This window comes from Hyphomicrobium sp. (genome assembly GCF_003987855.1).
In the GTDB taxonomy this organism is placed as follows: Bacteria; Pseudomonadota; Alphaproteobacteria; order Rhizobiales; family Hyphomicrobiaceae; genus Hyphomicrobium_B.
In genome coordinates this window covers 385,522-410,546 of record NZ_RXIZ01000015.1, presented here as the reverse complement: position 1 = coordinate 410,546, position 25,025 = coordinate 385,522, and the positions used below count along the sequence as shown (strand labels likewise).

The window sequence follows — 25,025 nt, the reverse complement described above, 5'->3', positions numbered from 1 at the left end:
AAAGTGTCGCAGTGTTGCAACTCGCGCGACACGCCGTCCAAAGCGAAAAGAGACGGCCGGGGCGGATAATCGCTCGGGCCGTTCATCTAATTGAATTACGTATCGGCGGATGCGTTAGCGGCGCCAGTGACCGCCGTGACGCCAGCCGCCACGATAGCCCCATCCCCGGTGGCCACCCCAGTAGGCTCGGTGGCCCCAGCGGCGATAGCCCCAGCCTCGGCCGTACCAGCGACGATGCCCATAATAATACGGACCGCCGTAATAGCCGCCATAGTAATACCGAGGGTAATAGCCGTATCCGTAGTAATAAGGCCAGCCCCAGCCGCCGTAGTAGAAGCTAGGACCCCACCAGCGACGGCGCCAACCCCAACCGCGGTGCCAGCCGTGCCGCCGCCAACCGCCGTAGCCCCAGCGGCCGTGACGGTAGTAGGCTTTGGATACGACATTGGAGGAGTTGTCGACTTTCACCGCAGTCAATCCTGCGGCCGCGTTTGCAGATGCCGGGAGTGTTCCCGCGAAAAGAAGTCCGGCGAGAACGGACAAACACATTACGAGCTTTCGCATTGGTCTCTCCACCGAGGGCGCTCGCCCTCGCACGCTTGTTGGCCGGACACGTCCGGCTGAGTTTCAACCTCGTGTCACCAACACCGTGGCACGAGCTGCATGCACCTTGAAGTCTCGTCCCCGCCTTTTGCGACTTAAGTCCTGGCGTCGTGAACCGGCGATGAATAGCAGTCCTGTCTCGCTACTCTCGCGCCAAGCATAAGCTGCTGTCTCCAGTCAGGAGCCGTGTTAGTTAAGCGGCGAAAACGATGGACGAGCAAATCCGATGGTCACAATCCAAGACAGTTTGCGCAGTGCAAAAGGGCGTGAACTGGTCACGCAGATCGCGAAGGCGTTTGGTACAGACGCAACGCAGACCCAAGCGGCCGTCGCGTCGTTAGCGGACGAGTTGAGCGTGCGAATTCAGCGCGCGATGCTCTCCCGAGGGGGCGTCGCGGACGTCGTTTCGCTTGTCACGTCTCCTGGCGCTCAACAAGCGCTTGCGGATCCAACGGTTCTCACATCGCCTACCGTCTCGGCTGACGGCGATCAAATCCTCGATGTCCTGATCGGCAGCAAACACCTGAGTCGCGGAATAGCCGCGCGAACGGCGTCTCAGACTGGGCTAGACGTCGATACGGTCCAAAAAATGCTACCGGTCGTCGCCAACTTGCTTATCGGAGAGTTGCAGCGCCAGTCTGGCCCGGCGATCGCAAAAGTAGCGAGCAGCATTCCCGGATTTGCAGGCGCCGGCGGAAGCCCGCTGCCTATGCCGGGGGACATTTTCCCACCAGCTGGATCGAGAAACGATAGCGCTCCAGACGAACCGTCGACGTACTCGCCTCCTCAGCGCCCCGGCGGTCCAAGCGACGGCGGTAGCCCCCTGCCGATTCCTGGCGACAACATACCCGGCCTAGGGCGGCGCAATCGCTATCCGTCGCCTGAGCCAGATCAGGACGACAATCCATACAGCCGGCTGCCGGACATTGTCCGCCGTGGCGGTGAACGCGTGCCGGGCCCAGATGGGGGCTCGCTGGAAAACATCATCCGCTCGATCCTCGGAAACCTACTCGGATCCAACAGCGGTGTGATCGGCACGATGATCAGGCTGTTCCTGGTGCGCTGGATCGTGTCGCTCTTGCGCCGTGTTCTCGGAGGCGTGTTCGGCGGCCGCTGATACGTGCACAATGAAAAAAGGGCCGTCTTTCGACAGCCCTTTACGAATAGGAAGCGCGATTACTTATCGGCCCTTGCGGCACGGCCGGGCGTTGAGATCGCAACCCCAGCTGCCACCGGCGCCCGAGCAGCTCACTGACTTGCTCGATGCTAGGCTCCAGTGGGCCCAGTCCGAACCGTATTCGAAATCAGTGAAGTCGGACCACGACTTGATCGCGGATGCGAGCGCTGCCTTCTTCGAGGCCTGACCGTTGCTCGAACCGTAGTGATAGTGATCGTCGAAGCAGACCTTGTTTCCGCGCTCGCGTTGCTGCGCGTGGATCGCGGCAACGCCCGTCTCATCCGCAAGCGCGGGGGCAGCACAGGAAAACAGTGCAGCCGCGACAAGCGCCGGCTTCATCCAATCGAAGCGATTCATTTTTCCCTCTCCGAAGCCAACCAAAGGGTCAGTTCCCCGTCCGGCTATTTCGCAGATTCAGTGGTGCGGGAGGCAACTTTGTCGAGATCGAGACAAAGAAATTCCGCGGGAGAGGCAATCCGGGCACAGCTTCTTTGCCAGGGCGCAAAGCACCTGCGTCTTTCGAAGCCGTCCCGGAGCTTTCCGCAGATCATTTGACGGCGACGACCGAAATTTCCACAAGCATGCGGGGATCGATCACCTTGGCTTCCACGCAAGCGCGTGCCGGTGCACCCTCGCCGCCGAGCCAAGCGCTCCAGGCTTTGTTCATGCCTTCGCGGCTGCGAATATCGCTCAGCCATACCGTCGCTTGCACGATCTTGGACTTGGTGGTGCCGGCGAGCGCCAGGAGGCGATCAATCTCGGCGAGCACCTCTGCGGTCTGGCCTTCCACGTCCTTCGACAGATCGGCAGGGATGACGCCAGCGGTAAAAACGAAGCCGTTGGCCTCGGTGACCTTGGAATAGATCGGCGATGTTTCGTAACGAGTGATGGTCACGTGAGGTCTCCTGTCTGCGGATGGAATTCGGCCCGCCTCATAGCAGGTGGCCGTCCGCGCAAGAAGCCTCAAAGCAGCGGTGGGTCTTCGTGCCGCTCGCCGTCGACAACAAGGCCCTTAAGAGCGGAGGTGCCATCGGAGCTTACAGCAACGATGGCTTCGATTTTATGGTCGCGGACCTTGGCTTCCAAAGCGCGCCCCGTGCCTTCCGGAACAAAGTACTGCTCTATGCCGTAACGGACCGATAAGGTTGTGGAAGCCGGATTTTCCGATTTCCAGGACGTGAGGACGCGCCCCTTCAGCACGATTTCGCCGGGATCGATGTGGGCTGGATAGACACGTCCGACGTGAGAAGCCGTCCAGCCACCCTCGGGCTTCGGAGACAGCGTGACGTAGACGTTTCCATCCACCGCGACGTCTTTGTATTCCTGGTCCATCTCCGCGTCGGGCTTCGTGATGGTGCTGACGTCGTAACCGAGCGTGACGTAATCGCCGCGAAAAATATCGCGCGGATCGAGCGGGCGGACCGCGAGCGTGATTTCGCGGCCCGTCTTCAGGAGGCGATGTCGCTCATAAATCATATCGAAAAGGGCAGCCGACTGGAGAAGCGCCACGCCTCCGAGCAGAGGCCACAGCCATTTGCGATCGACGATCATGCGGGCAGCCCTCCATTCGAGCTACGGCGCGCAAGCTGCAGCGCCGCATAAGAGAGCGCCGCAACGATCAGAGCCGCAATCAGGAAGAAGACGGACGTACCCAAAATCGAGCCGACGGTGACGCCATAGAGCGCGAGAACCTCGATGGAGAAGGCGATATAGGCGATCCATAACGCCCCACGATTTCCCGCGGACATCGCGTAAGCGATGACGGCAACCAGCAGCACCAGGGTAACAACCGCGAGAATGATGAGACGTCCGGAAACTGGGTTCTCGAAAAACTGGAGGACGAATAGCCCTTCGAAAGCGACGGCCACAGCGTAAGCGAAAAGCGGCGCAGCAACGTGGTCAAGATCGGGGCGGAATTTTTCGACTGCTACGGCGCCAACGGCAGCGAGAACGCCGATGACCGCGACGAGATCGTGTGAATGTCCGGATCCCAACTGATATCCCAGTGAGATAATGAAAAGGCTCAGCGCAAGAGCAGAAAGATGCAGGCCGGGCCACCAACGCTGCCATGCGAACGCAACGGTCACCAATCCCCAGCCGATGAGAAACGGCCAATGGACGTAACTGCTTGTTGAGGTCTTGAGGAACGACCAAGTACAAACGAGGATGAGTGTCAGCGCGAGCGTCGGGTTGGAGCGCAAAGTAGCTCCGGCGACGAAAGTGCCTATCCACCAAAGAAGAACGCCGTCCGCTGGATCCCCGGCGATGTGATACATCTGGCTGACGAGCATGATGCTGGCGCCAAACATCCCGGACGAAAAAAGGACGGCAGCGTCGGCGAGCATCGAATGTCCGCGCCTTTCAAGCCACCCCGCCGCGCCGTAACCGGCCCAAACGCATGTCAGCAGAAGCAGCAGACGGGCGAGCCTTGGCATGTCATCCCAATGCGCCGCTACAAATGAGATTGCAGCGAACCCGAATAGCACGCTTGCGAGGATGCCGAGCGCGGAAGCCAAATTCAGGCTGCGGCCGCTGCTCAAGATTTCGTCGGCGATGGCAACGCGACCCTGCTCGCTTACCCAGCCATTGGACTGCCAGCGATCCAAGTCACGTAACAGACGTTTTTTATAAAGCGACCACATGTCGACCTTCACTGCGGCTCCGTCGGCTCGAATAAAGCGCGCATCCTTCGTTTGACCAGTACCGGCCGGAACGTCGATGCCGATGGATTACTGTAGCTAACGGTGATTATCCCCAAATTCGCTAAGATCTTTGAATTTGTCACAGCTTGGTTAGCCTCAGGGTTCTTGACGCCAGACCAGAACTTCCCCACTCTAGTTGCAAATGATTGTCATTTGCGACAAGGCAAAAATCCTCCGTGGAAGCTCGACTTAGGACCCAGTCGGACATCACCGAAACCCCGGCAGACGGGGGATGGCGGCGTCCGGCGAAGGATCCGTCCCTTGCCGACGTTTTCCGCAGCGTTCGCGTGCCCGGCCAGGGCAACAGCTGGCGGCGTCTCGCCGCCTTCTTCGGTCCCGGCTACATGGTGGCTGTCGGCTACATGGATCCGGGAAACTGGGCGACCTCGATCGCAGGCGGATCGAAGTTCGGATACGCGCTCCTGTTCGTTGCCCTGCTTTCGAACATCATGGCGATCGTACTGCAGTCGCTTTGTGCGCGCCTCGCCATCGGATCGGGACGAGATCTCGCGCAGGCGTGCCGGGACGCCTATCCGCAATGGGCGGCTTTTCCGCTTTGGCTCTTCGCCGAAATCGCGATCATCGCAACCGACGTAGCGGAGGTTATCGGCACGGCGATAGGTCTCAACTTGCTATTTGGAATTCCGCTCGAGATCGGCGTTCTGCTGACGGCACTTGATGTCTTCATTGTTTTGCTGCTGCAGAAGTTGGGATTTCGCTATCTCGAGGCTTTCATCATCACCATGCTCGGTGTCATCGCCATCTGCTTTGCCGTGCAGATCGCGATGGTTGATCCGGAATGGGGCGCCGTCATCCGCGGTTTTGCGCCGACCACGGAAATTCTCAAAAATCCCGAGATGCTCTATTTGGCGCTCGGCATTATCGGCGCCACGGTAATGCCGCACAATCTTTACCTTCATTCCGCGATCGTCCAGACGCGCGACTACGGCACCTCGACGCAACAAAAGCGCGAGGCTCTCAAGTTTGCGACGATCGACTCGACCGCGGCGCTTTCGCTCGCGCTGTTGATCAATGCTTCGATCCTGATCCTCGCTGCGGCAGCCTTTCACACGGCGGGCAAGACAGAGGTCGTGGAACTCGGCGAAGCGCAGTCGCTGCTGCATCCGCTGCTGGGATCGGCCATCGCGCCTACGCTGTTCGGCATTGCCCTTCTTTGCTGCGGGTTGAACTCGACCGTAACCGCTACGCTCGCCGGGCAAACGGTGATGGAAGGCTTCCTGCACATTCGCTTGGCCCCCTGGCTTCGGCGGCTCATCACACGCTCCGTCGCGCTTCTACCCGCGGCCGGCGTTACCCTGCTTTACGGCGAAGCCGAAACCGGCAAGCTTCTCATCCTGACACAAGTGGTTCTGAGCTTGCAGTTGCCGTTCGCTGTCGTCCCGCTGGTGCAATTCACGGCGAGCCGAGGCAAGCTCGGCGAGCTTGTCGCCCCGCGCTGGCTTACGGCAATGGCGGTCGTTATCGCGGTCACTATTGTCGCGCTTAATGCCAAGCTGGTTTACGATTACATCGTCGGCTGACGCCCGGAATTTGCTTTGAGGCGCATCCCCGCTTAAGAATGCGGAGGCCCGGCACGCTTATGCGGGCCCTTCAACAAATTACAATGCAAAGAGTCGCCTTGCCTAGCGATCATAACACTGCTGTTCACGTCGTCGGCGCCGGGCTTGCGGGCTCTGAAGCCGCGCATCAGATCGCGTCAACAGGCACGCCAGTGGTGCTGCACGAGATGCGGCCTGTAAAGAGCACCGAAGCGCACAAAACGGACGGTTTTGCAGAACTCGTCTGCTCGAACTCTTTTCGCTCGGATGATTGGGAGAACAATGCCGTTGGGCTGCTGCACGAGGAACTCCGGCGCGCGGGCTCCCTCATCATGGCAGCGGCTGACAAGCACAAACTTCCAGCAGGTGGCGCGCTTGCTGTCGATCGGGATGCCTTCTCGGCGGAGGTAACAGCTCGTCTGGCGGAGAACCCGCTCGTGACGATTGAGCGTGGCGAGATCGGCGGATTGCCGCCAGAGGATTGGAAGAACGTCGTCATCGCGACGGGGCCTCTCACTTCACCAGATCTGAGCGCAGCGCTAGCCAGGTTGACGGGCGAGAACTCTCTCGCATTCTTCGATGCGATCGCTCCGGTCATCCACCGCGACTCCATCGATACATCGATTGCCTGGTTTCAATCGCGCTACGACAAAGCCGGACCGGCGGGAACCGGTGCCGACTATCTCAACTGTCCGATGTCGAAAGCGGAGTATGAAGCATTCGTCGACGCGCTGCTTGCGGGCGAAAAGACGAGCTTCAAAGAATGGGAAGCTTCTACGCCCTATTTCGATGGCTGCTTGCCAGTGGAAGTGATGGCCGAACGCGGACGCGATACTCTGCGGTATGGACCAATGAAGCCGGTCGGCCTTGATGATCCACGCACCGGGCGCTGGCCCTATGCCGTCGTGCAGCTCCGACAGGATAACGCGTTGGCCACTCTCTGGAACATGGTAGGATTCCAGACGAAGCTGAAACACGCGGAGCAGGTGCGCATCTTCAGAATGATTCCGGGGCTGGAGAATGCGGAGTTTGCGCGGCTCGGCGGACTTCATCGCAACACGTATCTCAATTCGCCCAAGCTGCTGGACGGATCGCTGCGGCTTAAAGCAATGCCGCGCCTTCGCTTCGCGGGTCAGATCACCGGTGTGGAAGGCTACATCGAGAGCGCTGCGATCGGACTCCTCGCGGGGCGGTTCGCGGCCGCAGACGCGAGGAGGTTGGAGAGTTCGTCGCCTCCACCAACCACTGCGCTCGGCGCTCTTCTGAATCACATCACTGGAGGGCACATCCTCGCGGACGATGGAGAGCGCGGGTCAGCGCGATCGTTCCAGCCGATGAACATCAACTATGGGCTGCTTCCGGATCTAAAAGCCAATCCAACGCACGATGGAAATGGGCAGAAGCTCAAAGGTCCTGAGCGCGGACGCGAAAAGAAGCGGATGATGTCCCGTCGTGCGATCGCCGATCTCGAGCGATGGCTTGGAAACGCGGCGGACCTCAAACAATCCGCCTAGCGAAATCTATTGACCACTTGCGGCAGGAGCGAACGGCTTTGGAGCGAAGTCATCGCTCGCAGCAGGTGCAGTGCTCGGCGTGGGAGCTGGGCTTGCAGGCGCGGGAGGCGCCACGGATTCAATCGCCACGGGCGATTGCGATACGGCCGGCCCCTTCGTGGATCCTTGCGGCTCTGCGACGGGCGGCAATGCCGATCGCTGGAGGATCAGCGTGTTCCCCGCAGGCACTGCGGCAGGCGGGACTGCCGGATCCACCGCCGCCTGGACCGGCGGTGTCGGCGGCGATGGTGCGGTTGTCGTCGGCGCTGGATCTGTTCCAGGCGCTCCTGATGTCACGCCAATCGTTTCGATCGTGGTGGGCTTATCGTCAGGGTCGGGCTCGCCAACATCACTGTCATCGTCTGGCTCGGCAGATTTCGCCGGGATTGTGCCAGTGATCGGCGCAGGCGCGCCGCCGCCCTGCGATTTCGACAAGACAGATTTCACATCGGGAATGTCGACATTGGGCTCGGCGACTGGCGGGACATCGCCGGGTGCTGGAACCGTGTAGCCGGTTGGATCGGCGTCGGGTCCTTGCCCGTACTTCGCCAGGACGGCGCGTGCCTTTTCAACAACGGCGTCTGCGATCGCTGCCTGACCTTCTGCAGTGGGATGGAAAGCGCCAGAGTAGGTTGAGGCGAGCACCAACTGAAACGGCGCGAAAGGCTCGAAGGGCAAGATCTTCGTCAATAGACCGGCGGCGACATGAAAGTTGCCCGTCAAGAAGGCGTCGTTGGGTGTTCGGAACCAACGCTGACGGGCAGCGTAAGGCTGGTAATCACCCGGATTGTAGGGCGTCCACATCCCATCGATCTTGCGGGGAAGGCGAAGGTCGTCAACATCGCTCACACCTTCGACGCTCAATCCCGCGCAGATGCTGCGGCCAATGAACGAGCGACGGTGTGTCTCGACGAAAGTCCAGCCGAACTCGTCAGAGCTTTCACGCATCTGCCGATTGAGCTTGTCAGCAAACCAGGTTCCGAGCTTCAATTTCGTGCGGTCCAGCTGGAAGTCCGGAAAGACGTCCATGCCGGCGTTGCCGCTTCCGCACATCTGGCTGCCATCGCCCTGCAGCGCCAGACCTGGATAGGCGACGAGCAAAATGCGATCGCTCTCGTTCCAAGGAATATAAAGCAGTGCGTGGATCGCGCGATTAAGAGCCTTGTAGCGCGGAGCCAGCTTATCGAGCGCGGCTGTCGACTCGGCATCGCTGTGAACCTCGCCGAGCCAGCCGCCGAGCTTCCGGAGCAGCGATTCATTGGAGAGCACCGTATTCGCGACCAGACGCGAAAAACCGATGTCGTTACCTCCGATCGACAAGAGGACCAGATCAATCTTGCGCGCGTCGTCCTGCGGGCACTTCCGCATGACGATGTCGCGAAGCTCGGGCACAGCACCGTTCTGATAGTAGGAGTCGGGAAGGCCGACGGCTTCGGTTTCGTTCTTTCCGCACTGAGCTTCGGCAACCGCTGATAGCTGTGAAAGCCGTGGCGGGTTCGGCACCCATTCGTTGCCCTTGTAGCGAAGGAATAGTCCTTCGGTTATCTCCGCGCCGGCACAGGAAACGCCAACGTACGTCACCGCGCGATGGGGGTCCTCAACCGCCAACTGCAACGCTGTGCGCAATTGCTCCGAATAGAGCGACCTGTGGCAGGCTTGATCGAGCCAGCGGGCGTTTTCCTTGATGAAGGATTTGTCGCCGAGATCGCGCCAGGGGCCGATGCGCGCCGGATATCCGGTTAACGTGCCGTATATCCCCATCGTGCTGTAGTCGGTCGTACGCTCTCGCGAAAAGCGGACCGGAACGTCCGGATTCCCCTCGCCCGAAGCAAAGCTATCGCCCATTCCCGCGATGAGGATATCGCGGACCTTGATCTCGGATTTGGCAATCTGCCGACCGCCGATTTCGACGGTGATCAGCGCGCCACCCGGATAGGGCACGACGAAGCGGACGGATTCACTACAGGGCTGGGTGATCGCATCGCCCCGGGGATTTTTGGCATCCCCGCGCGGCGCGGAATACCAACTACACGACAGCGTGGAAGCCGCGTCTATGCCTGAGATCTTGGCGATGACCGCATGGCGAGACGGATTGATGTAGTCGTCGTAGGCATCGCATTTGAACCTGTTATTCTTCCAGCACGTCTTCTGGACCATAGACGCGGCCCAACCGTCACGATCATTGCTTTGAAGCGCGTGCTCCGCAGAGATCACCGGTGTGGCGCGGTCGCGCGCGCCCAATGACCTGTAGGTCTCACGATGAACGTTGGTGTCGTGCGGATCGATAAAGAAGCGGAATGGGTTTTCGAGACGCCAGGTAATTACAGGCAAGGCCTCTGCCGCTTGCGACAGCGACAGTACGAAAGCCGCGCAAGCCAGAGGAAGGACGAACCACGCTGCGAAGTCCCGCAGCTTACGTCTAAGTTTAGTTGCCATCTGCCCTCTTCGCCTGGTCGTCAGATGCGACCTGACCAATGCGCGCGTGCAATACGCCACAACTGAGCAATAGGCGCGATCTCTACAATGTCGCGCGCCGGCTCGTGCCGAGTATGTTCCAAAGCGCGGAAATGGGGCTCGACGAGGGCAAGCGGCAACAAAGCGGTCGTAAATATCCGTGGTTTGCCCGTGAGATGACGCCGCACGTCGACCATCGCCCGGCGGCCCTCTGCCACGAGCCAGCCGATTTGCGGCCTCCAGTCCGCCAGAGGTTCATCCGTGTAAGGGTTCGGAGCCCTTGCCGTTGGAAGCAGGGCGCGCCCGTGCATCAAGGCGTAGGGCAACTCCAAGCCGATCCTCGCGGAACCTACGGCGCGCGCGGCCAAGTCCACAATTTCATCGTCCAGCTCGGCACCAAGAATACGTGCGGCGAACCGCAACGGCGTGCCGTCGATGATCCGCATGCTCGCGAAAAGATCATTGTCATTTGCGGGCGGTTCGCCATAGAGGGCGCGCGCATGGGCCTCCAGGTAGTCCTCGATGAATCCGAGCGGCAGATCCCGCCGCCGGATCACCTCCGCAAAGGCATCCAGAACTGGATTGCCGGAACGACCGCTCTCTCCCCTGCTCAGGAACGCATCGCGCCACCATGCAACCCTGATTTCGCCGAGCGCGGCTTCGTGCACCTGGCGGGAAATACGCTCGATCTCGCCCGTAAAGGCAGCAAGCGCGATCAGATCGTCGCGAGCTTCCGCGGGAGCGAATAGCGCCGCGTAGAAACGACCCAAAGCGTTGGCGCGTGCGCTCGCGCGGACTGCCTCGAAATCGATCGGTGGTATGCTGCTGTCGCTCAAGCGTCGCTTCCCACAACTGGTGCCATCGCGTTTCAGGGCACCGCGATCAACGCGGCTGCGATTGGGCGCTTTTCGGCGATCAGAATGTTGTAAGTGCGCGCGGCTGCGCCGGTCGACATGGGTTCCAGGCCAATGCCAGCGTTCGCGAAGAGAGCGTAGACTTCCGGCTCAGGCCAAATTTGCTTCTCGCCTGTGCCGAGCAACACCGTGATCGGTGCTTCTACACGGTCGAGGAGAAAGCCGATATCGGGATTCGAGAGCGATTCTACGCTGGTCACTGGCCATGCGTAGATGCCCGACGGCAAGCACAGGATTGAACCGCGGTGGCTCATTTCGGCAAAGCGGAAGCCGCCGTTGCCGTAAGCCGTCACCGGCGTCTCGTAGGGATATCGGGCGACGTCGCTCGTCATCGCGGCGCCGCCCCGGTCTTTCTAAACTTTTGCCTTCGTGGTCTTGGCACCGGCTGAACCCAGCATCTTGGCCGCGGCTTCGCTCCAATCGCGCTTGACGCCGAGATAGCCAAGCAGCGGCGCTGCAATGAAGATCGACGAATAGGTGCCGATCACGACGCCAAGCAGCATCGCGAGGTTGAAGCTTCTGATCACTTCGCCGCCGAAGATATAAAGCGAAACGAGCACGGCAACGGCTGTCAAGCCGGTCAAGATGGTGCGCGACAGCGTTTCGTTGATCGATAAATTGAGAAGCTCGTTGAGCTCCATCTTCTTGTACTTGCGCAGGTTCTCACGAATACGGTCGGACACGACGACAGTATCGTTCACCGAGTAGCCGAGAATCGTCAGAAGCGCTGCGACCGTCGAGAGGTCAAATTCGATCCGGAAGAGCGAGAAGATGCCAGCGGTGACGAGAACATCGTGCGTCAACGCGACGACCGCGCCGACAGCGAACTGCCATTCAAATCGGAACCATACGTAGGCGACGATCGCGAGAATACCTGCCGCAACGGCGATGAAGCCCGTCATGCGCAATTCGCTGGATACTGCCGGTCCCACGACCTCGACACGCCGCTGCACGTAGTCGGCTTCCGTGGCGGCGGTCACCTTCTTCAATCCTTCCTGCTGTGCTGCCTCACCGCCGGGCTGTTCCTCAAGGCGGACGAGCACGTCATCGGGACTGCCAAACTCCTGGATCTGAACGTTGCCAAGCCCCAGGCCGTTGAGCTTCTCGCGAAGGCCGCTGATGTCGGCGTTGCCGGATTTGGTCTTCAATTCGACGAGCGAACCGCCCTTGAAGTCGACGCCGTAGTTGAGACCAAGGGTGATGCAGAGGCCAAGCGAGATCAGCATGGCGACGATGGAAGCCGCAAGTGCGGGACCCTTGTACTTCATAAAGGGTAGACGCAGGTCGTGCGGGAAGAAGTCGACGCCCTTGAAAACAGGAAGGAGTTTCATGAACACGGGAGCGTCTCCTAGACCGGCACGGTCTGAATGCGGCCCTTCGGCTGAGCCTTGAGCCAGAACCATATGAGCATTCGCACGACCGTCACCGAGGCGAAGATCGAAGTCAGAATGCCGATTGTCAGCGTCACGGCGAAGCCGCGGATGGGACCGGACCCGAGCCAGAACATGATGACCGCGCAAGCGAGCGTCGTCAGCTGACTGTCGGCGATCGTGATGAATGCGCGCTGGAACCCGGTGTCGATTGCAGCAACCGGCGTTCTGCCGGCTCGTAGCTCTTCACGGATGCGCTCATAGATCAAAACGTTGGCGTCAACGGCCATGGCAACGCCGAGGACAAGACCGGCGATGCCGGGCAAGGTTAGGGTCGAGCCGATGAGCGTCATCAGCGCAACCGTCAACACCAAGTGCACCACGAGGCCGACGCAGGCGAAAATGCCGAACGTGCCGTAGGCCAAGATCGTGAGACAGACCACGGCAATGCCGCCGATCATACCCGCGAGCTTGCCGTCGGCAATGGAGTCGGCGCCGAGGGACGGGCCGACGGTGCGTTCTTCGACGATCGTGAGTTTGGTGGGGAGCGAGCCCGATCTCAGCTGAACCGCGAGCTTGTTCGTGCTCTCGACGGTGAAGTTGCCGGAAATCTGACCGGAGCCGCCAAGGATCGGTTCGCGAATGACCGGCGCGGACAAGACTTTGTCGTCGAGCACGATGGCGAAGGGCTTGCCGACGTTGTCTTTGGTGAAGTTTGCGAACTTGCGCGCACCGACTTGGTTGAAGCGGAAATTGATCACCGGCTCGTTGGTTCGGCTATCGAAGCCTGGCTGAGCGTCGGCAAGATCTTCGCCCTGAACGACCGGCTGCTCGCGCAGTAGATATTCGCTCGGGCCGCCCTCTTCCTTATCGCTGGGATAGATCTTGAAGCCCGTCGGAATACCGCCTTGCTTGGCATCTTCGGCAGACGTCGAGGTATTGACCTCGTGGAAGGTCAGTTTGGCCGTCTCGCCGATGAGCGCCTTGAGGTCCTTCGTATCCTTCAGGCCAGGAAACTGGATCAGAATCCGATCGGTGCCTTGGCGCACAATCGTCGATTCAGAGGTCCCTAGATTGTTGACGCGGCGGTTGATCGTCTCGATCGATGCCGCAGCGGCATTCGCAATGCGGGCGCGCAAGCCAGCTTCCGAAGGCTTCACGATCACAGTGCCCGGATCGTTGCCTTCGCTGACATCCAAATCATAGCCGCCGGAACCCAGCACGGCAGTGCCGATTGTCTGGCGGATCTTGTGAAGTTCCTTGATTGCCTGTGCGCGCTCGTCGGGCTTAGCGAGCTTGATAACAAGCTGTGAGCCTTGAATGCCGACGCCGGTAAATCCGATCTTCGCTTCCCGCAAAACCTTACGGGACTCGTCGCGCAAATTGTTCAGCCAGTCCTTCTTGATCTCTTCCTGATCCATGGCGAGCAGCAAGTGGGCGCCGCCTTGAAGGTCGAGGCCGAGCGTCAACTGCTTGTGCGGCAGGAACCATGGCCATGAAGCGACGGTTTCCTTGGAGAACAAGTTGGGGAGCGCCACCATAAATCCCGCGAAGCACGTAAGCAGGATCAGGAAGACTTTGGTGCGAGTGAACTGCAGCATTGGAAGTAGGTCTCGTGCATTTAGGAGATGTGCGGGTCAAGCCGTGCACATCAGGCGCATCTTGTGTTTGGCACGCGGGACGACTTCAATCACGTTGCGTCTTTGACAGGTTCGCCCTTGGCACGCACTTCCAGGAGGGTGCTCTTGATGATGCGTACCTTAAAGTTTTCTGCGAGTTCGACTTCGATCTCGTCGCTGTTGTCGACCGCCTTCGTCACTTTGCCGACCATACCACCAGATGTGACGACCGTATCACCGCGGCGGACGGCGTTGACCCGGGCGCGAAGTTCCTTGGCACGCTGCGACTGAGGACGTATCAGCAGGAAATAGAAGATCGCCAGCATCAGGAGCATCGGAATCAGCAGACCGCCGAGCGGGTCCATGACACTCGGGGCTGCAGCGGCCTGTGCGAAGGCGGGAGTCGTAAACATTGGCAGGAAACGTCCTCTGGGTGCGATTGGAATAAGCACTGCCGCCCCGAAACCCAATGGGCCGGGGGGAAAGAGCCCCTCAAATTTGGGCGGACTATAGTGGTCCGAGGCTCTTTTGCAACCTCGCAAAGGCCTGTTTAAGGCCGTTGGCACAACGTTCGCGAGCGATTAAACACGGTTTTCCCGGCAGATAGCTTGCCGGGCGCAATCACCTCCTGGAAATCACGATGAGTGACGCCGATCCCTACCGTCCGCTGCTCGAGCGGATAGCAGACGCTCTCGAGCGCCTAAGCCCACCTCCGCTTCGCAAAGCTGATTTCGGCGCGGCCGACGCCTTCATTTGGCACGCGGAGAATGGCAGCTTCGAACCAGTTCCGGAGGTCAGCCGCGTGCCGCTCAAGCTCCTGAAGGGCATTGACCGGACCGCGGGAATTCTTCTCGACAACACGCGCCGGTTCGCAGAGGGGCTGCCGGCGAACAATGCCCTCCTCTGGGGGGCCCGAGGCATGGGAAAGTCGAGCCTCGTGAAGGCGGCGCATGCGGATGCGCTCGCTGGTAGCGGCGGGTTGAAGCTCGTTGAAATTCACCGGGAAGACATCGCGTCGCTGCCGCGGTGCCTGTCTCTGTTGAAGGCTGCGGCGCCTTTGCGCTTCATCGTCTTCAGCGACGATCTTTCATTCGATCATGACGATACGAGTTACAAATCCCTCAAGGCCGTGCTCGACGGCGGCATCGAGGGCCGACCTCAGAACGTGATTTTTTACGCGACGTCCAATCGGCGGCATCTGATGCCGCGCGATATGATCGATAACGAGCGGGCGACGGCGATCAACCCTGGCGAAGCGACGGAAGAGAAAGTCTCGTTGTCTGATCGCTTTGGCCTGTGGCTCGGATTTCATAACGCCAGCCAAGACGACTATCTGGCGATGGTTCGCGCCTACGTCGAGCACTTCGGCATCAAGATCGATGACATTGAACTGGAACGCGACGCGCTGGAGTGGTCAACGACCCGGGGGGCGCGGTCAGGGCGGGTGGCGTGGCAGTACGTGCAAGACCTCGCCGGGCGGAAAAGAACTTCGATCTGACTGGCGGCACGCTCCGCATCGCAGGTGCGTAGCGCATCAATAAAGGGAGCCGGATCTTGGGACCCGGCCCCCTAGTCTTCCCTCTGTGCCAGCGCGTTGCCCCCGCGCTAGATCGTTACGTCAAAGCTTTTCAAGGTACGGTATCGGATCTACCGGCCGTGAGCCTTGACGCAATTCAAAGTGGACCTGCGGCTGATCGACGGAGCCGGTCTTGCCTGCCTTGGCGATGACCTGCCCGCGACGGACTTTATCGCCCCGCTTCACCAGAAGCTCGTCGTTATGAGCGTAAGCCGTCACCCAGCCATTGTCGTGACGAAGCAGGACGAGGTTGCCATAGCCCTTGAGCTCGTTTCCAGCGTACGCAACCACACCGGATTCCGCAGCGTGAACCTCGGTTCCGAGCGGCACCTGAAGGTTGATACCGTCGTTGTGCGTTCCGTCCGTACGGCTGCCGAAGCCAGCGATGACCTTACCGCTTGTTGGCCACCGCAGTTTCACGCTGTCGCCGGTGGCCGAAGCCGCAGCTGGTGCCGATGACGGCGGCGGAGCAGCAATTGCAACCTTCTGTTCGGCCACGTCAGGCTTGCGCTGTGGCGCAGACGGCTGCACCGGTGGCACCACCGGGGATGCATCGGTTGCCTTGTCGGAAAGCGATGCGACGCGCTTCTCGCCATTGATGATAGTCGGCTGCATCGTCGTCGCGTCGCCCAAGCGTGGAGGCTCCGAAGTCGCTTCTGCGGTCGCGGCCGGCGGCAATGCGGGTTGAGCAGATGCTACGGATGGCGGCGAAGAAACCGCGGGCGCGGCGTTGGCGACGTTCGAGGTGTCGCCCGCGGCTCCACCAGGCACGCGCAGTGTCATTCCCGGCTTTACGCGGCGCGGATCGGTGATGCCGTTCACCTGCTGCAGCTCAGAGAACTTTGCTTTGTATGTGCGCGCGATGCCGTAGAGCGAGTCTCCAGGCTTCACCGTATAGCTCGCACTATATCGAGCAGCGACGTCCGGGCTCGCCTGTGCGAGCGGAATCGGAGCCGGCCGCGCGGATTCGACCGCCGCGCTCGCGGCAGCTGCGCTCGATTTCGAGGCAACGGCAGGAGCGTTTTCTGTCGGCAGGTAAAGCTTCTGTCCCGGCTTGAGATTGGGGTTGCTGAGATTGTTGACGCTCATCAACCCAGCAAGCGAGACGCGATGACGACGGGACAGCCCATAGATGGTGTCACCCGGCTTTACTTCGATCATCTCGCCGCGGGAGAACTGCGCCGGATGTTCCTTGGGGGCTTCAGCCGTGTAGCCAGGTTCCCGCTTGGCTTTGCCAAATGGCTTCGCCTGATAGGCGGGTTGCTGAGGCGGCGGAGCGTACGCTGGACGGTCGGTCGCCGGGTCGGACAACGCAGCGACCTGAACCGATTTCGCGCCAGCCCCATACGGACCACGCGGGGTCGCTGAGTCCACAGCTTGGTTATCGCTTAGTGAACTCGTGTGTACGGGTTCCGGCGGGATCGGATTGCTCCCGGTAACCGGTCCATCATCGAAATTAAAGGATGTGCTGTCAAAGCGCGTGACATCAGCGCTGCAGCCCGCAAGCGAAACACCTGCGATAAAAAGGAAAAAGCCTGTCGCGGACTTGAGGCTCAAGCGCCCGCAATGGCTAACGCCAAAACAACTCATCATGGTACGCACCTCTACTCGCACCATCCATTAACCTTTAACAGGTTAACAGGCGGTAAACACCGCTGCGCGATTTCATTTCGATGCCCCGAGTTGTCGTTCATTCGATACGCCGTCCACTCTTGCCCAGAGAGCGAATAGCGTTGTGAGGAGAGATCGTGACCCGCCGCGATGCAGTGAGCATCTCGCCGGTTTTGTTCGATTAGATGAAAATTGCGCTCACTTCGCGGAGGGATTTCGTCTTTCCGGCGGCTTTTTCTCCAACGCCGAGAAGATGTCCGTCGTCGGATGATCAGCCGAGCCGGTGAGCCAGTTGGTCCAAGGCGGCGCGATAGGTGAGATCGACGCTCAAAGGCGTTACGGAAATCTTGCCTTCTGCAATCGCGGCCAAATCAGTTCCAGGCACGAGCGTCGATTTCCGTCGCTCAAAACCAAACCAAAAGTACGGCGTACCCCACGGATCGGTGCGGCTATCGATATCGAGCATCGCCTGGTCGCGAACGCCTTGGGCCGTTACGGCTACGCCCTTGATTGCATCCGGTGTTGCATCCGGGAAATTGATGTTGATGAGCGTCTTCGGATCCCATTTCGCATCGAGCAGCTTCTTGATCAGCGAGGGCGCGTGCGCGAGTGGCGTGTCCCAAATCGCGCGCCGCCCACCCTCCTCGAAACTCATCATGAGCGATAGAGCGATTGCCGGAATGCCAAGGAGTGCTCCTTCCATCGCAGCGGCGACCGTGCCTGAATAGGTTATATCCTCGGCAAGGTTGGACCCATGGTTGACGCCAGATAGAACGAGATCGGGCGGCTGGTCCCTCAGGATGTGGCGGACGGCCATGATTACGCAATCGGTGGGCGTGCCGGCTATTGCAAAGCTTCGATCGTCGAGCTTACGCAAACGCAGCGGTGTATGAAGCGTCATCGAATGCGAGGTGCCGGACTGGTTCGTCTCCGGCGCAACAGTCCACACGTCAGGAGAAATTCCGAGCGCGATCGCCTTTAGGACTTCGAGCCCGCGTGCATTGATGCCGTCGTCGTTGGTGATGAGAATGCGCATAATTAGCCGACAATCTCGCCTTTCTGATTCATGCGGATCGAAAAACCGCAATTGAGTTTCGCCGCATGCAGGCTTTAGACCTTTTGTATTTGCGCCAATCCGCCCATGTAGGGACGCAGCGCCTCAGGAACGACGACACTTCCGTCCGCCTGCTGATAGTTTTCGAGCACGGCAACGAGGGTGCGGCCGACAGCCAGGCCGGAGCCGTTGAGCGTATTGACGTAGATGGGCTTGCCGCCGTCCTTCGGGCGATAGCGCGCGTCCATGCGGCGTGCCTGGAACTCGCCGCAGACCGAACAAGAGGAAATCTCGCGATAGGTATTTTGACCGGGTAGCCAGACTTCGATGTCGTAGGTTTTCTGCGAAGCAAAGCCCATGTCGCCCGTGCACAGAAGCATTGTGCGGAAGGGCAGACCAAGGCGCTTCAGGACTTCTTCGGCGCAGGACGTCATGCGCTCGTGTTCCTCAAGCGCCATCTCAGGCGTGACGACGGAAACGAGCTCGACCTTAGAGAACTGGTGCTGCCGAATCATGCCACGCGTATCGCGTCCAGCCGCGCCGGCTTCCGAGCGGAAGCATGGCGTCCATGCCGTCATGCGCATCGGCAATTGCGCTTCGTCGATGATCTGGTCGCGAACGAGGTTGGTCAGCGAAATTTCAGCCGTGGGAATGAGCCAAAAGTCGTTCGTCGTCTTGAAGAGATCCTCGGCAAACTTAGGCAAGTTGCCGGTGCCGTAGGCTGCTGGGTCTTTGACCAGCAACGGTGGATTGACTTCGGTATAGCCAAATTCGCCCGTGTGAAGATCAAGCATGAAGCTCGCAATCGCCCGCTCTAACCGTGCAAGCGCGCCTTTCAAAACGACGAAGCGGGCGCCAGAGATCTTCTGCGCGGCTTCGAAGTCCATCAGGCCGAGAGCTTCGCCGATTTCGAAATGCTGTTTTGGCGCAAAGCCGAACGTTGCAGGCGTGCCGATTTTGCGAACTTCGACGTTGCCTGTCTCGTCCTTGCCGAAAGGAACGTCGGTACGCGGCGTATTGGGAATAACGGAAAGAACGTCACGAATTTCGGCATCAAGGCGACGCTCTTCTTCTTCGCCTGTCGCGATCGTCTGCTTGAGCGCGGCGACCTCGGTCATAAGTCGCGTCGCCGTTGTATCGTCCTTGGCGGCCTTGGCTTTGCCGATATCCTTCGAGGCAGCATTGCGCTGCGACTGCGCTTCCTGAAGGGAGGTGAGCAGCGCGCGACGCTTCTCATCGAGAGCGATAATGCGATCTGCCTGCGGTTCGAGACCGCGCCGCCGCAGACCGTCATCGAAGGTCTGAGCGTTGTCTCTGATCCACTTGATATCGAACACGGGGGCCTCTCACAGTCGAAACAGTGAGGCCGTCCTATACGATGCTACAGATCCGGTCCAGTCCAGGCGGATTGGATGGCACCGGAATGCCGGTACCATCCAAATTTCGGGACTAACGACAGTCCCAGACGCCATGCTGCGTGAACTGGCTCGACTGGCATGACGCGTGGTCGCCTTCAGAAGCAGATACGCCCGCTAAGGGCGCGACGCCCAGCGCAAAGGCAGCAGCAGTGACAGCGATTTTGAGAAACTTCGTCATGAAATTGATCCTTCGTAAGAGTTGGGGGTCGCGTCAGCTACGTCCGTGAGCTCACAGCCGAGATCGCAGTCCGACTTCACCGCGGCGGCAATGCCTCCGCGACCGGACGGTGACCTTTCTTATTTTTCTGGAGCGTCTCTCGCGTCTTCTGCGCGATTGGACGAAAGTGAAAGCGACTGACAACCGACGGCGTCCACGCGCCACCGGAGACTTCGGAGATCCGACAGAAAGTCGCGAGCGCATCGAACAGACGTAACAATGCGCTCGCTCAAGTACATACGTACTCTCCGCCTGCTGCGTTACGCGAAAATTTCGAGGATGCGCGAATGCGCGACCGGCGCTCGCGACGTCATCTATGCTTTTTCGCTGGCCTTGGCCTGCTGGCGCTCAACGAGACGGACGGCGAGGATGGAGATCTCGTATAGACCGACCGTCGGCAGCGCCATGATGCACATGCTCAAGGCATCCGGGGGCGTCAGCAGCGCCGCTGCCACGAAGATTCCGACGATGGCGTATCGCCGTCCCTTCGCGAGCGCTTGCGACGTCACGATGCCGGTTCGCGCCAGAAGCGTAAGGATGACGGGCAGCTGAAACACGATGCCGAAGCCGAAGATCAGCGTCATGATCAGCGACAGATATTCGGAGACCTTGGGAAGCAATTCGATCTCGGGCACGCCGGCGCCGCCGGATGTCTGCGTCAACCCGATCGAAAAGCGGATCAGCACCGGCATAGCGACGAAATACACCATCATCGCGCCGATCACGAAAAGCACGGGCGTAGCGATCAAGTACGGAAGGAATGCGCGACGCTCATTCTTGTAGAGGCCTGGAGCTACGAATTTGTAGACCTGCGTGGCGACCACGGGAAACGACAGAAAAGCTGCGCCGAACATCGCGAGCTTAACCTGCGTCATGATCTGCTCGAGAAAATGCGTGGCGATGAGCTTCACATGGTCGCTGCCGGATGCCCACATGTACGGCCAAACCAGCACGTTGTAGATGTGACCCGCGACCGAAAAGCAAATGAAGAACATGAGGACGAACGCGCCAAGTGCCCAGATCAGCCGCTCGCGCAGTTCGATCAGATGATCGAGAAGCGGGGCCTTACTGGCGTCGATCTCATCTTGGCCCTCGCGCATCGGCTCGGTGTCCGAGCCAATCGTCGTCGGCAAGCGCTCCTGCATCTGTTCAGGACTCCGTCTTATTCGCGGAGGATGCTGGCATGGAGCCGGCCATCTCAGATGCGGGCGTTGGAAGGGGCGGAGTGGGCAGTGTGGCCGAAGCGGCAGCTGGCGGCGGCGGCATGGCGGCATCAACTCTCGAAGCTGATGCAGCATCGTTGAGCGAGGTCTTTGCCTTCATCACCTCTGCGTTGATCGAGCTTTGCATCTGCTCGACCTCCTTGCGCATGGAGTCGAGTTCAGCCTCTCGCATCGCGGCGTCAAATTGGGCTTTGAACTCGTTGGCGTGACGGCGCGCCATTCCGGCGTAGCGCCCGAGCGTACGCAAGAAGACCGGCAACTCCTTCGGTCCGACGAAAACGAGCGTCACGATCCCGAGGATCAGAAGCTCGCTCCAGCTGATGTCAAACATCGAGGAACCCTGTCGAGATCAGCTATGCGTGGCGAGCTCTGAAGCGGTCAGCCGACCTTCGAGCGGTCAGGATTGGCGGCTTCATTCTCGATCGTACGCGGCATCGGCTTAGGCTCGTCGTCTTCGGCCATGCCCTTCTTGAAACTCTTGATGCCTTTGGCGACGTCGCCCATCAACTCGGAAATCTTGCCGCGGCCGAATAGCAGCAGAGCGATGACCAAGAGCAACAGAATGTGTTGCGCACTAAGACCCATGTTGAAACCTCTCAGCGGCAGCCAGGCGTTGTAGGGGCTGGCGCTCTTCGTATTTAGGGCTTTATCGCAGAACCGCCAGAGCGCGGCAAGGTTCGCGATGTTGTGGCAAAGCCCTGCGGCCCGGTCGTCGACCTAGGCTGCAAGGTTGGTTTCGCTCGGTTTCGCCCGATCGTTTCAGGAGCGCCAGCTAAATTAAGGAATTGTAACCTTCCGCCAGAGGCCTAGGCCTCATCAACTGGATGCTCGGAGGTTGTGGCCTCGTCCTCATCTTCGGAGGCGGCTTCTTCATCGAGCGCAAGCTGTTCCTGCTCCTCCTCGTCGCCCTCATCCGTTAGCGGGAGTTCATCCGGCATCAGTGCGGCCACATCGGTCGGAGATGGGACAGTGAATCCCGGCGGGAGATTTGCGTCGAGAAGACCCTGGGCCTTGAGATCAGCAAGCCCGGGCAAATCCTTGATGCTGTCCATGCCGAAATGGATGAGGAAGTCTTCGGTCGTTCCATATGTCAGTGGACGGCCAGGCGCGCGACGTCGTCCCCGGGGACGTATCCAGCCTGTCTCCATAAGGACGTCGAGTGTGCCGGGTGAAGTGCTCACTCCCCGGATCTCTTCGATCTCGGCACGCGTCACAGGCTGGTGATAGGCGATGATCGATAGCGTCTCGAGAGCCGCCTTCGAGAGCTTACGTTCCTCCTTCTGCTGACGTTCGAGCAGAAATGAGAGATCGTCGGCGGTACGAAGCTGCCACCGGCCAGCAACGCGTACGAGATTGACGCCGCGATCGCGATACTCGGCCTGCAGTTCCAAAAGCAGCGCGTTGACATCATCGTTCGCGTCTAGAGCGCGCGCGAACGCCTTCACATCGAGCGGCTCAGCGGCTGCGAAAAGCATGGCTTCGATACGCCGGAGCTTCTCCCGTGGCGCGTGCGGGTGGCGCGCAGCCGGCTTCTCCGGATCGAGCAATGCCGAAGGAATTTCCTCATCACCTGCCGCCGCCTCTTCGATGTTCGCGGCCGCTTCTTTCTTCTCGCGCGTGTTGTCCGATACCAATGTCAGTCTCGGCGGAACCATATCTATGGGCCCCCTTATAACGATGTTTTCGGCGCGACTAACCGATCTTTTGCCATTCGGCTCCCTCTTCGCGCTTGCGCATGTAGATCGGCGAGAATGGAGCGTCCTGGCGGAGCTCAATTAACCCTTCGCGCGCCATTTCGAGCGTGGCGCCGAACGAACTCGCGAGCGCCGTGCGCTCTTCCTCATTCTTCGGCAGATACTGCTCGAGAAAGAGATCGAGCTGCGCCCAGTTTCCTTCGGAAGCGCCGACGAGCCGCTCGAGCCGCTGGCGAGCCTCCTTGATCGACCAGACCCGCCGGGCTTTTACGACATGGATAACGCGTACCGTCCGCCTTCGCTGGTCCGCATAGGCCTTCAGCAAATCGTAGACACTCGCCGTATAGGTGGTATCGCGGGTGACCTTGATATGTTCGGGAAGTCCGCGGGCAAAGACATCCTGATCGAGGCGGCGCCGAGTCATCAGGACTGCAGCTTGATTGCGCATCGCCTCCAAGCGCAGCAGACGAAACGACAACTTCTGCGCCATTTCTTCCGCCGACGCGGTTTCTACGTTGTCCTTTTCCTTGGGAAGCAGAAGACGCGATTTCAGGTAGGCCAGCCATGCGGCCATGACGAGGTAATCGGCCGCAATTTCGAGTTTCAGCCGCTGCGCTTCGGCAATGAAACCGAGATACTGTTCAACCAGCGCCTGGATGGAGATCCTGGCGATGTCGACTTTTTGAGTGCGGGCAAGAGCGAGAAGAAGGTCCAAGGGACCTTCGAACCCTTCGATATCGACAACGAAGCCGTCCTCGCCAGCCGGAGCATTCTCAAAGCTCGCGTTCCAGTCGGAAGCTTCGTCTGCGCTCTGGGTTGCCGTCTCTTCCATTTGTCCGGTTTCTGGCGGTGGCGCGGCGATCAAGAATTGGGGGACACTACACTGATTCAGACGGTGGGAGTCTGCTGGCCCAGTACGCCGGCCAGAAGTTGTAGCGCCCGCTCTTTATCGTAGGGGTCCCGGCGGGCGATGCAAGCACATGCGTCTGAGAACCTCTCCAGAGATCTACCTGCGAGCGTTGGAACGCCTTCAGCGGCTGCCCGCATTTCGTCGATTTCACCGTTGCAATGGAGGGCCAAATCGGACCCTGCGGCAATGACGGCCTCGGCCCGCGCACGCATCGGCCCAGTGAGCGCTTGCATGCTGAGGTCGTCACTCATCAGGAGATTGTCGAAGCCAATCTCGCCACGAATGACATTGCGCGTGACGACCGCGGAGGTACTCGCCGGATTGTCAGGATCGATGCTGGAATAGACGACGTGGGCCGTCATGGCCGCAGGCAACCCGGCGAGAGATTTGAACGGAGCGAAATCGCTCGCCGATAAGATCTCGTGCGGCGTGTCTACGACAGGCAAGGCAAGATGGCTGTCTGCCGTCGCGCGGCCATGTCCAGGAATATGCTTGACAACGGGCACGACACCGCCGGCGAGATAGCCCTCGGCGACGGCTCGAGCGAGCGCGACAACCTGCGAAACGGACCGGCCGTAGGCTCTATCGCTGATAATCTCGTGGGCACCCTCAACCGGTAGATCGGCGACGGGCGCGCAGTTCATATTGATACCGTAAGCGCGAAGTTCGTCCGCGGTTAAACGGGCAACTGCGAACGCCGCTTCCTTTGCCTCATCCGGATCCTCATCGTAAAGGTCGGCATACGCCGCAGCGGGAGGCAGGGCCCGAGCGACGGGCGGCCTCAAACGTTGGACGCGTCCGCCCTCCTGATCGATCAGGACGAGGAAGTCATCCCGCCCGACAGCAGATTGGGTCTCCTCGACGAGCCTGGCAAACTGGGCACGATCGAAAATGTTGCGACGGAACAGGATCAAACCTGCCGGCCGCGCGTCGCGGTAGAACCGGCGTTCGTCGTCGGTCAACGTCACACCGGAGAGACCGGTAATCAAACTAGCTGTCATGGTGCTCCATCTCTCACCTGAGGTGGACAAACGCGAACGGCCGGCGCGAGAAGGCGCCGGCCGGAATCTACATGAAATTCGGGTCTGTCAGTACGATGTCACCCAGCAACCGCTGTACCCGGCCGACTTGAGCTGAGAGCAAACGTTGCTCGCTTCTTCGCGGGAACCCGGAGGCCCAACGATGAGGCGATCGTAGGTGCCCTTCGATAGATTCGCGGACGCGATGTCGGGAGTCTTGCCGGCAAGCGCTGTCGAATATTTCTGCTGCATATCGGCGAACCGCTTCAGAGCGTCGATTCGGCTCGAGGCTGAATGCGGAACTGAGGCCAGCACCGCGACAAAACCAGCGCCCCCGGTTCCCGTCGAAGCC

26 protein-coding genes are annotated in these 25,025 nt (G+C 59.9%); 4 read left to right on the top strand and 22 right to left on the bottom strand.

The window, feature by feature from the left end; genetic code table 11:
- Positions 1–114 precede the first annotated feature (114 nt).
- Positions 115–564 carry a VrrB protein gene (locus EKK30_RS14865; RefSeq protein ID WP_290986276.1) on the bottom strand — a complete coding sequence of 150 codons (450 nt, stop codon included), beginning with the start codon at positions 562–564 and terminating at the stop codon, positions 115–117.
- 265 nt (positions 565–829) lie between these two features.
- On the opposite strand from EKK30_RS14865, the gene EKK30_RS14860 reads away from it, so the two are divergent.
- The gene (locus EKK30_RS14860) at positions 830–1,720 is read left to right on the top strand and encodes a DUF937 domain-containing protein (protein WP_290986275.1); all 891 of its coding nucleotides are present in this window, start codon (positions 830–832) and stop codon (positions 1,718–1,720) included.
- Between the two features lie 63 nt (positions 1,721–1,783).
- Here the strand turns inward: EKK30_RS14860 and EKK30_RS14855 are convergent, their stop codons facing one another.
- The 4 genes from EKK30_RS14855 to EKK30_RS14840 form a co-directional block, all read right to left on the bottom strand.
- The gene (locus EKK30_RS14855; protein ID WP_290986273.1) at positions 1,784–2,137 is read right to left on the bottom strand and encodes a hypothetical protein; all 354 of its coding nucleotides are present in this window, start codon (positions 2,135–2,137) and stop codon (positions 1,784–1,786) included.
- A gap of 190 nt (positions 2,138–2,327) precedes the next feature.
- Entirely contained in the window at positions 2,328–2,675 is a 348-nt protein-coding gene (locus EKK30_RS14850; RefSeq protein ID WP_290986272.1) for a RidA family protein, read from the bottom strand.
- A gap of 68 nt (positions 2,676–2,743) precedes the next feature.
- Complete coding sequence (locus EKK30_RS14845; protein ID WP_290986271.1) at positions 2,744–3,331, bottom strand: GDYXXLXY domain-containing protein; 588 nt, start codon at positions 3,329–3,331, stop codon at positions 2,744–2,746.
- Positions 3,328–4,434, bottom strand: coding sequence for a DUF2157 domain-containing protein (locus EKK30_RS14840; protein WP_290986270.1), 1,107 nt, complete (start codon positions 4,432–4,434; stop codon positions 3,328–3,330). The genes EKK30_RS14845 and EKK30_RS14840 overlap by 4 nt, the downstream gene beginning before the upstream one ends.
- 224 nt (positions 4,435–4,658) lie before the next feature.
- On the opposite strand from EKK30_RS14840, the gene EKK30_RS14835 reads away from it, so the two are divergent.
- Positions 4,659–6,023 carry an Nramp family divalent metal transporter gene (locus EKK30_RS14835; protein ID WP_290986269.1) on the top strand — a complete coding sequence of 455 codons (1,365 nt, stop codon included), beginning with the start codon at positions 4,659–4,661 and terminating at the stop codon, positions 6,021–6,023.
- A 98-nt stretch (positions 6,024–6,121) separates the two neighbouring features.
- Positions 6,122–7,555: a methylenetetrahydrofolate--tRNA-(uracil(54)-C(5))-methyltransferase (FADH(2)-oxidizing) TrmFO gene (gene trmFO, locus EKK30_RS14830; RefSeq protein ID WP_290986267.1), complete on the top strand. Its 1,434-nt coding sequence runs from the start codon at positions 6,122–6,124 to the stop codon at positions 7,553–7,555.
- 6 nt (positions 7,556–7,561) lie between these two features.
- Here the strand turns inward: trmFO and EKK30_RS14825 are convergent, their stop codons facing one another.
- The 6 genes from EKK30_RS14825 to yajC all read right to left on the bottom strand — a co-directional run bounded on the left by EKK30_RS14825 (position 7,562) and on the right by yajC (position 14,364).
- The gene (locus EKK30_RS14825; RefSeq protein ID WP_290986266.1) at positions 7,562–10,030 is read right to left on the bottom strand and encodes a hypothetical protein; all 2,469 of its coding nucleotides are present in this window, start codon (positions 10,028–10,030) and stop codon (positions 7,562–7,564) included.
- 20 nt (positions 10,031–10,050) lie between these two features.
- Complete coding sequence (locus EKK30_RS14820) at positions 10,051–10,884, bottom strand: squalene/phytoene synthase family protein (RefSeq protein ID WP_290986265.1); 834 nt, start codon at positions 10,882–10,884, stop codon at positions 10,051–10,053.
- A gap of 32 nt (positions 10,885–10,916) precedes the next feature.
- Positions 10,917–11,294, bottom strand: a complete 378-nt coding sequence (locus EKK30_RS14815) for an MTH938/NDUFAF3 family protein (protein ID WP_290986264.1) — start codon at positions 11,292–11,294, stop codon at positions 10,917–10,919.
- A 21-nt stretch (positions 11,295–11,315) separates the two neighbouring features.
- Entirely contained in the window at positions 11,316–12,299 is a 984-nt protein-coding gene (gene secF / locus EKK30_RS14810; protein WP_290986263.1) for a protein translocase subunit SecF, read from the bottom strand.
- An 11-nt stretch (positions 12,300–12,310) separates the two neighbouring features.
- Positions 12,311–13,933, bottom strand: a complete 1,623-nt coding sequence (gene secD / locus EKK30_RS14805; protein ID WP_290986262.1) for a protein translocase subunit SecD — start codon at positions 13,931–13,933, stop codon at positions 12,311–12,313.
- Between the two features lie 89 nt (positions 13,934–14,022).
- Positions 14,023–14,364 carry a preprotein translocase subunit YajC gene (gene yajC / locus EKK30_RS14800; RefSeq protein WP_290986260.1) on the bottom strand — a complete coding sequence of 114 codons (342 nt, stop codon included), beginning with the start codon at positions 14,362–14,364 and terminating at the stop codon, positions 14,023–14,025.
- 227 nt (positions 14,365–14,591) lie between these two features.
- Between yajC and EKK30_RS14795 the strand changes: the two genes are divergently transcribed.
- Positions 14,592–15,449, top strand: coding sequence for an ATP-binding protein (locus EKK30_RS14795; RefSeq protein WP_290986259.1), 858 nt, complete (start codon positions 14,592–14,594; stop codon positions 15,447–15,449).
- Positions 15,450–15,569: 120 nt separating this feature from the next.
- Here the strand turns inward: EKK30_RS14795 and EKK30_RS14790 are convergent, their stop codons facing one another.
- From EKK30_RS14790 to EKK30_RS14740, 11 genes are all read right to left on the bottom strand, one after another.
- Entirely contained in the window at positions 15,570–16,901 is a 1,332-nt protein-coding gene (locus tag EKK30_RS14790; RefSeq protein ID WP_290986258.1) for a LysM peptidoglycan-binding domain-containing M23 family metallopeptidase, read from the bottom strand.
- Between the two features lie 508 nt (positions 16,902–17,409).
- Positions 17,410–18,174, bottom strand: coding sequence for a 5'/3'-nucleotidase SurE (gene surE, locus EKK30_RS14785; RefSeq protein ID WP_290986257.1), 765 nt, complete (start codon positions 18,172–18,174; stop codon positions 17,410–17,412).
- Positions 18,175–18,248: 74 nt separating this feature from the next.
- Positions 18,249–19,529, bottom strand: coding sequence for a serine--tRNA ligase (gene serS / locus EKK30_RS14780; RefSeq protein WP_290986256.1), 1,281 nt, complete (start codon positions 19,527–19,529; stop codon positions 18,249–18,251).
- A gap of 112 nt (positions 19,530–19,641) precedes the next feature.
- On the bottom strand, positions 19,642–19,788 hold the full coding sequence (locus EKK30_RS14775; RefSeq protein ID WP_290986254.1) for a hypothetical protein: 147 nt from the start codon (positions 19,786–19,788) through the stop codon (positions 19,642–19,644).
- Between the two features lie 353 nt (positions 19,789–20,141).
- Positions 20,142–20,972, bottom strand: a complete 831-nt coding sequence (gene tatC / locus EKK30_RS14770; RefSeq protein WP_290986253.1) for a twin-arginine translocase subunit TatC — start codon at positions 20,970–20,972, stop codon at positions 20,142–20,144.
- Between the two features lie 4 nt (positions 20,973–20,976).
- Complete coding sequence (tatB, locus tag EKK30_RS14765) at positions 20,977–21,381, bottom strand: Sec-independent protein translocase protein TatB (RefSeq protein ID WP_290986252.1); 405 nt, start codon at positions 21,379–21,381, stop codon at positions 20,977–20,979.
- A gap of 47 nt (positions 21,382–21,428) precedes the next feature.
- The gene (locus EKK30_RS14760) at positions 21,429–21,635 is read right to left on the bottom strand and encodes a twin-arginine translocase TatA/TatE family subunit (protein ID WP_290986251.1); all 207 of its coding nucleotides are present in this window, start codon (positions 21,633–21,635) and stop codon (positions 21,429–21,431) included.
- A gap of 221 nt (positions 21,636–21,856) precedes the next feature.
- On the bottom strand, positions 21,857–22,705 hold the full coding sequence (scpB, locus tag EKK30_RS14755; protein WP_290986250.1) for an SMC-Scp complex subunit ScpB: 849 nt from the start codon (positions 22,703–22,705) through the stop codon (positions 21,857–21,859).
- A 37-nt stretch (positions 22,706–22,742) separates the two neighbouring features.
- A complete protein-coding gene (locus EKK30_RS14750) occupies positions 22,743–23,576 on the bottom strand; it encodes a ScpA family protein (protein WP_290986248.1) in 834 nt (277 codons plus the stop codon).
- Positions 23,577–23,632: 56 nt separating this feature from the next.
- Positions 23,633–24,655 (bottom strand): beta-N-acetylhexosaminidase, encoded by a 1,023-nt coding sequence (gene nagZ, locus EKK30_RS14745; RefSeq protein ID WP_290986247.1) that lies wholly within the window; start codon positions 24,653–24,655, stop codon positions 23,633–23,635.
- Between the two features lie 87 nt (positions 24,656–24,742).
- A partial coding sequence (locus EKK30_RS14740; protein WP_290986246.1) for an SPOR domain-containing protein occupies positions 24,743–25,025 on the bottom strand: 283 nt, incomplete at its 5' end.